The 9,450-nt window shown below is 72.0% G+C and carries 7 protein-coding genes, 1 tRNA gene and 1 pseudogene; 8 read left to right on the top strand and 1 reads right to left on the bottom strand.

All coding sequences use genetic code 11. The annotated features are described in order from the left end of the window. Window positions 1–199, bottom strand: a 199-nt coding sequence (locus QZ483_RS10665; RefSeq protein WP_297083795.1) for a hypothetical protein, incomplete at its 3' end; no start/stop codon positions are given. A 12-nt stretch (window positions 200–211) separates the two neighbouring features. Here QZ483_RS10665 and QZ483_RS10660 point away from each other — a divergent pair. The 8 genes and pseudogenes from QZ483_RS10660 to QZ483_RS10625 form a co-directional block, all read left to right on the top strand. Further along, entirely contained in the window at window positions 212–469 is a 258-nt protein-coding gene (locus QZ483_RS10660) for a hypothetical protein (protein WP_297083793.1), read from the top strand. Window positions 470–499: 30 nt separating this feature from the next. Beyond that, on the top strand, window positions 500–1,834 hold the full coding sequence (locus QZ483_RS10655; protein ID WP_297083792.1) for a UDP-glucose/GDP-mannose dehydrogenase family protein: 1,335 nt from the start codon (window positions 500–502) through the stop codon (window positions 1,832–1,834). Further along, entirely contained in the window at window positions 1,831–2,553 is a 723-nt protein-coding gene (locus QZ483_RS10650) for a metal-dependent transcriptional regulator (RefSeq protein ID WP_297083790.1), read from the top strand. The genes QZ483_RS10655 and QZ483_RS10650 overlap by 4 nt, the downstream gene beginning before the upstream one ends. A 130-nt stretch (window positions 2,554–2,683) precedes the next feature. Next, window positions 2,684–3,406, top strand: coding sequence for a C40 family peptidase (locus QZ483_RS10645; RefSeq protein ID WP_297083788.1), 723 nt, complete (start codon window positions 2,684–2,686; stop codon window positions 3,404–3,406). Window positions 3,407–3,614: 208 nt separating this feature from the next. After that, window positions 3,615–4,595, top strand: coding sequence for an aldo/keto reductase (locus tag QZ483_RS10640; protein WP_297083785.1), 981 nt, complete (start codon window positions 3,615–3,617; stop codon window positions 4,593–4,595). Window positions 4,596–4,685: 90 nt separating this feature from the next. Further along, window positions 4,686–4,758: transfer RNA gene (locus tag QZ483_RS10635), tRNA-Arg, on the top strand. 258 nt (window positions 4,759–5,016) lie between these two features. Beyond that, window positions 5,017–9,150: a hypothetical protein gene (locus QZ483_RS10630; protein ID WP_297083783.1), complete on the top strand. Its 4,134-nt coding sequence runs from the start codon at window positions 5,017–5,019 to the stop codon at window positions 9,148–9,150. A gap of 117 nt (window positions 9,151–9,267) precedes the next feature. After that, window positions 9,268–9,450, top strand: a pseudogene (locus tag QZ483_RS10625) (hypothetical protein); the annotation flags it as partial.

The raw sequence follows: 9,450 nt of genomic DNA, 5'->3' as shown, positions 1-9,450 counted from the left end.
GCATCAGGCACCACTTCTGCGCTTGGCCCTCGCCCGCCGGCATCTTGAAGCAGGTCGGTCCTTCGTAGCCGGTCAAACGACTGAGGGAGAACCCCGCGACATCGCTCCAGCCGTGCATGAGGTCCCTGCTCGCCTCCATCGTGATGGCCTTGAACTTTTCGTCCTTGGTAAAGCGGTAGTAGGCACCGCCGTCACGCACGATGGTGCCGCGGTGACGCTCGCGACGGAGGCCGAGGAGTTCGCCTTGACCGTCGTCACCGACGGGTCTGCGACCGTCGAGGCCGGCCCGCGCATCGTCCTGGCGGTCCAGGGCTCGGCGGTCATCGAGGCCGGCGGCGAACGCCTCGAGCTCTCCCGCGGGCAGGCCGCGTTCGTGCCGTTCGCGTCAGGAGCCGCGCGTGTGACCGCGGTGGGCACCGCGGTGATCGCTCGGCTGCGGCCCGATCCCGTGCCAGAAGACCCCTCCTGAACACCAGGCCCTGCCGCTAGTGTGGGCGGCATGTCAGAGCGCATCTCCGTCTTCGGCACCGGCTACCTGGGTGCCACGCATGCTGCTGGAATGGCCGAGCTCGGCCACGAGGTGATCGGCGTCGACATCGACCCGGCCAAGATCGAGCGGCTCAGCCGCGGCGAGGTGCCCTTCTACGAGCCGGGCCTGCCCGAGCTGCTGCGGCGCAACGTCGAGTCGGGGCGCCTGAGGTTCACCACGGACGCCGCGGAGGCCGCAGCCTTCGCGGACGTCCACTTCATCGGGGTGGGCACGCCGCAGCTCAAGAACGGCTACGGCGCGGACCTGTCGTTCGTCGACGCGGTGATCGAGACCCTCGCGCCGCTGCTCGACCGTCCGGCGGTCATCCTGGGCAAGTCGACGGTCCCCGTGGGCACGGCGGCACGGCTGGCCGCGCGCGTGCGCGAGCTGGCGCCCGTGGGAGATGAGGCGCAGCTGGGCTGGAACCCCGAGTTCCTGCGCGAGGGCTTCGCGGTCGAGGACACCCTGCGTCCCGACAGACTGGTCCTGGGGGTCGATCCTGCGGTGCCGGGCCGCATCGAGGAGGTCGCCCGCCGCGTGTACGCGCAGGCGCTCGCGCGCGAGACGCCGTTTGTCGTCACGGATCTCGCGACGGCTGAGCTGGTGAAGGTGTCCGCGAACGCGTTCCTCGCGACCAAGATCTCCTTCATCAACGCGATCGCGGAGGTGTGCGAGGCGACGGGCGCGGATGTCACGGACCTGGCCGACGCCATCGGCCACGACGCCCGCATCGGCCGCAAGTTCCTGGGAGCGGGCCTGGGGTTCGGCGGCGGCTGCCTGCCCAAGGACATCCGCGCCTTCATGGCGCGCGCCGGTGAGCTGGGGGTCGACCAGGCCCTGACCTTCCTGCGCGAGGTCGACACCGTCAACCAGCGCCGCCGCCAGCACGTGGTCGAGCTCGCGGGCCGCGCCGTGGGAGGGTCGCTCAACGGGGCCCGCGTCGCGGTCCTGGGCGCCGCGTTCAAGCCCGACAGCGACGACGTGCGCGACTCTCCCGCTCTCGACGTCGCGGGAACGCTGCATCTGAGGGGCGCGCGCGTGCGGGTCCACGATCCCGAGGCGATGGACAACGCGGCCAAGGTCTGGCCGACTCTCGACTTCGTCGGCTCCGCCGAGGACGCGGTGCGCGACGCTGACGTCGTGATCGTCGCGACCGAGTGGCGCCAGTTTCGGGACCTGGACCCGGCCGTCGTGGGGTCCCTGGTGGCCCACAAGCGGATCATCGACGCGCGCAACTGCCTGCCTGCCGACGCGTGGATCGATGCGGACTGGTCCTACCGCGGGATGGGCCGGCACGCGGCATGAGCGATCTCGTCGACACCACCGAGATGTATCTGCGGACCATCTACGAGCTGGTCGAGGATGGGGTGACGCCCATGAGGGCGCGGATCGCCGAGCAGCTGGGCCACTCGGGGCCCACGGTGTCGCAGACCGTGGCGCGCATGGAGCGCGATGGACTCGTCACGCTCGCCCCTGACCGTCACCTCGAGCTCACCGAGGCGGGCCACGAGGCCGCCGTGCGCGTCATGCGCAAGCACCGGCTGGCCGAGCGCCTGCTGATCGACGTCATCGGGCTCGAACTGCCATACGTGCACGAGGAGGCGTGCCGGTGGGAGCACGTGATGAGCGACCGCGTCGAGCGCCGCCTCGTCGCGATGCTCGACCGCATCGACGTGTCCCCGTACGGCAACCCGATCCCGGCGCTCGAGGAGCTGGGGGTCCCACTCTCAGAGTCGCTCTCAGATTCGCCCGAGATCGCGCTCGATCAGGCGGCGCAGAAAGATGTGAGCAACGTCACCCTCGTGCGCATCGGCGAGAACCCTCAGGCGGCCGAGGGATTCCTCGACGCCGCAGTCGGCGCCGGAGTTGTACCAGGAGCGACGGTCTCCGCGCGGGTGGTGGAGGGTGGGGTCGCCGTGAGTGCGGGAGGCGACGAGTTGGTCCTGTCGCCCGATGCGGCCCGCCACGTGTTCGTCAGGCCTCAAGTTGGAGATTCATCACGAATTGGTAACATAGGCGCCTAGTGGACCAGAGGAACACTGCCTCGCGGGTCTCGGAAAGATGGCGGCGACCACCCCCGGTCGCCGGGTCCGAGGCTTGGGAACAACGACGCACCGCAGGTGCGGAAGGAACGTGGACTTGAGGTACGGATACATGCGCGCCAGGACTCGCGCGGTGGCGGCTACGGCCGGTGCTGCACTCGTCGTGGTGCCTCTCACGGGAGCCGCCGCTGCGGCGCTCGTGTCCCAGGATGTGACCACCGGCGGCGTCAACCCCGAGACGCTCGCCATCGCCCCCGACGCGGACGCCGCGAGCGAGACCTCGGCGGCTGCCGCGGACCTCGCCGCCGTCACGGCGTCGGACGACGCTGACTTCGACGTCGCGGTCCCCGAGATCGCCGTCAAGGAGGACCCGCCGCCGGCCCCTGAGCCCGTTGCGGCCCCCCAGCAGACGTCGACCAGCACGAGCACGAGCACGAGTTCGAGCACCTCGAGCGGCACTGCCGCGCGGCCCGTGGCGCAGTCCGCGTCGGTCGCCGCTGCAGTCTCCGGCTCGGCCATCATCGCCGAGGCCGCGAAGTACGTGGGCACTCCGTACGTCTCGGGCGGCTCGTCGCCGTCCGGCTTCGACTGCTCCGGCTTCGTGTCGTACGTGTACGCGCAGTTCGGCATCTCGCTGCCGCGCTCGTCCGGCGCGTACTGGAACGTCGGCACCCGCGTGTCGAGCCCCCAGCCGGGCGACATCATCGTGACGCCGGGCCACGTGGGCCTCTACGCCGGTCCGAACCTGCAGATCGATGCGCCGGTTCCGGGCAAGACGCTCCAGTTCCGCGCGATCTGGCAGTCGAACCCCACCTTCGTGCGCGTCACCGGCTAGCAGCCGCACCCGCACTGACGAGAGCCGCCGGCCCTGAGGGTCGGCGGCTCTCGTGCGTTCGCCACCGCGCTCCCGGCCGAGCCGCCACCGCGCCCCTCCGCGCCCGCACCGTGCCCCCGCGAAGTGGATCCATCTCGATCGTCTAGGCGCTTAGAGAAGCGACATGGATCCATTTCGCGGGCTGGGGGTGGGGCAATAGGGTGGAGGCATGCGCTCCTCCTTCGTGCCGCGGCTCGGCCGCGAGATCTCGCTGATCGGTCAGGGCTGTTGGCAGCTGGGGGCGGACTGGCATCACGTGGGCGATGACACCGCGCAGGGCATCCTCGAGGCGGCGGCCGATGCGGGGGTCACGTTCTTCGACACCGCTGACGTCTACGGCGACGGACGCTCCGAGAAGGCCGTGGGGGAGTTCCTGCGCTCGTGGGGCGACGAGGTGTTCGTGGCGACCAAGATGGGTCGCCGGGCGGACCCGCACGTCGCGGAGGCCTACACGCTCGACAACTACCGCCGGTGGACGGACCGCTCGAGGGAGAACCTCGGTGTCGACACGCTGGACCTGGTCCAGCTGCACTGCCCGCCCACCGAGGTGTTCGGCGACCCACGCACGTACGACGACCTCCGCACGCTGCGCGATGAGGGCCGCATCAGCCACTTCGGCGTCTCGGTGGAGACCTGTGCCGAGGCCCTCGACGCGCTCCGGGACCCCGACGTTGCCACGGTGCAGATCATCCTCAACGTGTTTCGCCGCAAGCCGCTCGAGCAGGTGGTCGCCGCCGCCCACGAGGCCGGCGTCGGGATCATCGCGCGCGTGCCGCTCGCCTCGGGGCTGCTGTCCGGCAAGTACGACGAGCACACCGAGTTCGCGGCGGAGGACCACCGCAACTGGAACCGTGACGGCTCGAAGATGAACATCGGCGAGACCTTCTCGGGCGTTCCGTACGAGGTCGGTGTCGAGGCCGCCCGTGAGGTCGCAGCGCTCACGCCCGAGGGCTGGACCACCGCACAGATGGCTCTCGCGTGGATCGGCGCAGTGGGTGCGGCCACGATCATCCCCGGCGCTTCCCGCCCGGATCAGGCGCGCGCCAACGCCGCGGCGGCAGACATGCCTTCGCTCGACGACGCGACCATGGCTGCCCTGGCCGCCATCTACAACGAGCGGATTCGCGAGCACGTCCACGCGCGCTGGTGAGCCGCGCGCTGGTGAGCCGCGCGGTGGTGCGTGCGGCGCTCGACCGATTCCCGCATCGGCCGCCATGCCCGGTATCCTCGTACGTGCCCCGCGCCTGTAGCTCAGGGGATAGAGCACCGCTCTCCTAAAGCGGGTGTCGCGCGTTCGAATCGCGCCAGGCGCACTTCCCTCCCCGCAGGTCTCGCGGTGGAGTCTCCGCGCGCAGACCGCAGACCTGCGCAGATTGACGCGGCAGGCCCCGGGGGACGACAATCCGCATGGCAGTGCGTGTCGGCTGACGAAGTCGGCGCGCACTGTTTCGCGTTCACGCAGTCGCCAGGAATGACGCCGGGGGTCACGCGCGGGAAAGCGCGCGGCGTCAAGACGCGCGCGTGTGGCGCGGCAGTCGGAGTCTGAGCCGCCGTCGCTCTACCGTAGTGACGTGGTGGATTACATCGGGCGGGCGCTGGTCGCGGACGCGCTCCAGGAGTGGCGCGAGCAGCTGCGCAGCCGCTCGACCGTGTCGCCGCTGCGCGACGTCGCCGCGACCCAGGCGCGCTTGATCGACATTCGCGCCGGCCACCCGTCAGGCCTCGCCCAGCTCTTCGCGGGACGCCCTACAGCGATCTCGTCGCTCCTGCGCGACCCCCAGGTCCGCGAGGCCGGGCTGCACCGCGGGCGCCTGGTCCTGGACGAGGCCGAGCGCGTGCGCGCGGCCACCGGCGCGTGGACGGCTGCGCTGGTCATCGGCACCGTGGCCTGGACCGAGGACGGGAGCACTGCTCAGATGCCGCTGCTCATGCGGCCCGTGGGGCTCGAGCGCTTCCGCGCCGATGATGTCCAGGTCACCCTGCGCGACGACGCATACGTCAACCCTGTGTTCCTCGGCGTGCTGCGCGAGCGCGCGGCCGCCGCCGGCGTGGAGACATCGCTGCCCGCGGTCACGGGCGGGCGCGACTTCGATCCGCGCCCGCTGTGGGAGGCGGTGCGCGAGCGCACGGATCTCTTCGGCGACTCCCTCGAGGTGCTCGACCGGCTGCTGCTGGGCGCGTTCGACGATCCCGAGCAGCGCCTACTCGACGATCTCGACGACTGCGACGCGGTGATCGCCGCCTCGACGGTCCTCGCGGCGGCCGCCGGGGACGGCGACGCCCTCGCCCAACTCGCCGAGCCCCTGCCCGCGTTCCCGCGTGGCGACCGTGATCCGTTCGCCGAGCGTGGCGTGGGCGACCTGGACGACGTGCAGTTCGCGATCCTCGACCTGGTCGCCACCGGCCGCGAGGTGTTCCTCCAGACCCCGCCGGGCGCCGATGCGGTGGGCATGGCCGCCGCGATCGCGGCGGACGGCGCCGCGTCGGGTCGCACCGTGGGCGTCGTGGGCGGCGCGGACCGCGCGCTGGCGTCGGTGTCGGGTCGCCTGCGGGCGCTCGGCGCAGGCGACCTCGCGGTCGACGCGACCGTGCCGCGGTGGAACGCGGAGTCCCGGGCGCGCCTTCTCGAGTCGATCACCATGGGAAGCCCGCAGGTCGACGATGCCTCGCTGCGCCGTTCGGGCGACCAGCTGCTCCGGGCCCGCGCCGAGCTCCACCGCCGCTTCGACGCGCTGCATCGGTCGCACCGGCCGTGGGGCGTGTCCGTGTTCGAGACCATCCAGGCCATCGTGCGGCTCACCACCTCGGAGCCTTCACCGGCGACGGGCCTCCGGCTCGACGCCTCCGCAGGTGCCGTGGTCGCCGAGCATGGCTTCGCGTCCGTAGCGGCGGCCATCGCCGCCGCGCTGAGGCCCGACGAGGTCGAGGAACTCCCGACGGCCGATGCGCCGGCGCCCGCCGTCGAGGTGTCGGGAGAGCCGTGGTGGGAGGGCAAGGTCGAGCCGGAGCGGGGCACGCACCTGGATGAAGCGCTCTCGACGCTCATGGGAAGAGTGGTGCCCAAGCTGCGCGCCGAGGCCGCGATCGCTGCCCACGAGACCGGCGTCGACGAGGCCGAGTCGATGCTCGTGTGGATCGACCAGGTCCGCATGTTCGAGGAGCTGCGCGCGATCCTCGAGGTGTTCTCGCCGGCCGTCTTCCACCGCTCGCTTCACGACCTCGTCGCCGCGACCGCGCCGCATGGGTCGCCGCGCCACGTCGACATCCCGCGGCGCGAGCGGCGGGCCCTGATGCGACGCGCCGTCGAGCTGCTGCGGCCGGGGCGCGGCAAGGACTCAATTCACGCCGACCTGGTCCGCGCTCACGAGCTCGCGCTGCGGTGGCGCTCGCACTGCGCGGCAGGCGGATGGCCGGCGGTGCCCGACGACTTCGACATCTTCTCGGAGCGCGCGGACGAGGCTGTGCGCCTGTGGGAGATGCTGCGCGAGCAGGCCGAGGACGTGCTCGACGAGGAGGAGATCGCCGCGCTTCCGTGGGACGAGATGGTCGGCCTGCTCGACCGCCTCGCTCGGGGCCTGCCCGGGACGCTCGAGATGACGAGCGCCGAGCCCTTCGAGATCGACCTCGATCAGGCGGGCTTCGGCCCCCTCGTGGCGGATCTGCGGTCGCGCGACGCGTCCGACGCACAGGTGCGCCGCGACCTGGAGTTCTCGTGGTGGGCTGCCGCGTTCGACGCCATCGTCGCGACGGACCCCAGTCTCGCCGAGTACGGGGCTCTCGGCGCGGCGGTCGACCAGTTCCGAGCCGCCGATGCCGCGTTCGCCGAGTCCCGCATCGGCCCTCTCATGCGGGCGGCCGCCGAGCGGCGCCGCACCGCGATCTCTCGCCACCCCGAGCTCGCACGCGACTTGTTCGCCGCCCTCGTCGAGGGTGCCGAGGCATCCGTGAAGGAACTGTGGCGCGACTACGGGCCGCTCACGTCCGCGCTACGGCCCGTGACGATCGCGAAGGCCGAGCAGGTGTCGCGGCTGGTGCCGCCCACGCGGGCGCTCGACGTGCTCGTGGTGGTTGCCAGCGAGTCGCTTGCGCTCGCCGAGCTCGTGCCGGCCCTGGCGCGCGCCAAGCAGGTGGTCGTGGTCGGCGACGCGCACGCCGCCACCCGCAGCGCGGTGGCTGTGCTCGCGCGCATGCTGCCCCGGGTGACGCTCCACGCGGCTCCCGAGCCGCGCGACGTGCGCGTCACCGCCGTGCTCAGCCGGGCTGCCTACGGCCGCAGCCTCGAGGCTCTGCCGGCGTCCCACGATGCCGGTGTCTTCGAGGTGCGACATGTCGATGGCGTGGGCTCGCCCGTCGCGGGAGCCCACGAGGTCGAGTCGACGCACGCCGAGGTGGCCGCGGTGGTCCAGCACGTCGAGGCAGTGCACGGCTCGCTGCCGCGCCGCTCCGCGCTGGTGGTCGCTGGAAACGAGCTCCACGCCGCGCGCCTGCGCGAGGCCCTCGAGGGCCGCTCGGCGCGACTCGCGGCGGCGGTGCCGGTCGCCGTCCTCGGAGATGTCGCCGGTCCCGAGGTGGACGAGGTGGTGCTGACGCTCGGCTACGCGCGCGATGCGCGGGGCACGGCGCCCCGAGCGCTCGGTCCGCTGTCAGAGCCGTGGGGTCGCGAGGCGCTCGTGCAGGCGCTGGTCGCGACGCGCGAGCGACTGACCGTGATCGCCGCGATCACCGCGGAGCAGCTGCCGGGGGACCAGCCCGACGGCTCCGGGGTGGAGGACCTGCGCGATCTGCTGCACGCCGCGACCGAGCCCGCGATCGCCCCCGAGCGGCCCGAGCCCGCACCCAGCGACTGGCTGCTGTCGGACGTCGCCCAGCGCGTGCGTCTCACGGGGCACGCGGTCCACGTCCGCTACGGCAACGGTCCCGACGCCGTCCCGATGGCGGTGGGCGGTCCTCGGGATCGTGGCTATCGCGTCGCGGTGGTGACCGACGAGGCCGCGCCCGCCGGCTCCGCCTCGCTGCGCGATCGCATGCGCTGGCAGCGGTCGTCTCTTGAGGCGCTGGGGTGGACCGTGGTGCCGCTGTGGACCGTCGACGTGTTCATGGATCCCGATGCCGCCGCCGAGCAGGTGCGAGCCGCGCTCGAGGACTCCGAGCCCGAACACGTGCAGGAGTCGCTTGAGCTCGAGGTTGCGCCGGCGGCCGCTGGGGGAGTCGACGAGAATGACGACGCGCAGCCGTCCGCGCCCTCACCTTCGGCGCCGTCCCCTTCAGAGCCGTCTCCTTCTGTGCCGTCGCCCGCGGAAGTCCCCGGCATGCTCGACCTGGACGGGCTGAGCGAGCCCGATGACGGCGACCGCGCACAGGACTCGGACGAACTGATCGACGATGGCGCTGCTGAGGAGGAGGACGCCGCCGTCGACTCAGGCGATCCGAGTCCTGCGAGTGGTGAGGGTGAGAGCGGCACAGAGAATCAGCCGGTGGAAGAGCCCGAGCCGGCGGAAGAGGACGAGCCCGAGCCGGCGGAAGGCGACGCAGCCGAGCCCGACGAGGCCCCGGCCACGCCTCCCCGCGTCGTCAAGCGCACGCCAGGCTCCGAGCGCCCCCTGATCCCCACCCGCGCGAGCGAGGATCTGGACGAGGGCTGGGGAGGTCGCGACGGCGGCAGCCGGGACGACGAGATCAAGCGGGAGCGCCCGCCCCACTGGTAGCGAGCGCGCTACGATCAGTCGAGTTCGAGCGGCGGAGATGGAGAGCGATCGGAGAAGCCTCGTGACGTGCGTGTTCCCTTCGCCGGCAGCGAGCTTGCACCGCAGGTACCCGGTCGCATGAGCAGCCTGGCGACGTCGGGCGCACGGGGCGCGGCCTTCACACTCGGCGGCCAGGGTGGCGCGGTCCTCGTGCGGCTGATCGGCCTTGCGGTTCTCGCTCGCCTCGTGGATCCGTCGATCTACGGAATCGTCGCTGTGGGAGTGGCGATCTCTGCCTTCGCTGTCGCCGTCGCGGCGATG

Origin of the sequence: uncultured Demequina sp. (genome assembly GCF_913055775.1) — a bacterium.
Classification (GTDB): domain Bacteria; phylum Actinomycetota; class Actinomycetes; order Actinomycetales; family Demequinaceae; genus Demequina.
This window is presented reverse-complemented; position numbering and strand designations above follow the sequence as displayed.

What these genes read in the sequence shown, in the direction of transcription:
- QZ483_RS10655 (WP_297083792.1), top strand. Translation starts at nt 500, where the DNA reads ATGTCAGAGCGCATCTCCGTCTTCGGCACCGGCTACCTGGGTGCCACG.
- QZ483_RS10650 (WP_297083790.1), top strand. Translation starts at nt 1,831, where the DNA reads ATGAGCGATCTCGTCGACACCACCGAGATGTATCTGCGGACCATCTAC.
- QZ483_RS10645 (WP_297083788.1), top strand. Translation starts at nt 2,684, where the DNA reads ATGCGCGCCAGGACTCGCGCGGTGGCGGCTACGGCCGGTGCTGCACTC.
- QZ483_RS10640 (WP_297083785.1), top strand. Translation starts at nt 3,615, where the DNA reads ATGCGCTCCTCCTTCGTGCCGCGGCTCGGCCGCGAGATCTCGCTGATC.